The sequence below is a fragment of the Klebsiella sp. K47 genome (assembly GCF_051858335.1).
Classification (GTDB): Bacteria; Pseudomonadota; Gammaproteobacteria; order Enterobacterales; family Enterobacteriaceae; genus Klebsiella; species Klebsiella pneumoniae.
The window spans coordinates 1-231 of the sequence record NZ_JBPYUI010000322.1 but is presented as its reverse complement, the minus strand read 5'-3'; the positions used below and the strand labels follow the sequence as shown (position 1 = coordinate 231).

1 protein-coding gene is annotated in these 231 nt (G+C 45.5%); it reads left to right on the top strand.

The window, feature by feature from the left end; all coding sequences use genetic code 11:
- Positions 1-205: hypothetical protein (locus tag RRF55_RS28220; RefSeq protein WP_439419329.1), on the top strand; the 205-nt coding region annotated here is incomplete at its 5' end.
- Between the last annotated feature and the right edge of the window lie 26 nt (positions 206-231).

The following is a 231-nucleotide window of genomic DNA, read 5'->3' as shown; positions in this document are numbered from 1 at the left end:
CACCGACTGGCGTTTTACCCCACAACGTTCACAAGAAATTGTGGATGCACTGATCACCAACCACAAACCGGTGAGCTATTTAGATATCGACGCTGAACAAGGCCATGACTCATTCCTGTTCCCGATTCCTTTGTATGTAAAAGCATTACGTGCATTTTTGGGTGGTTCTGAACACCTTCAAGCAACATCTCAGGAGGCTATGTAATGCGTATTGATCATCAGCTGGCAGAA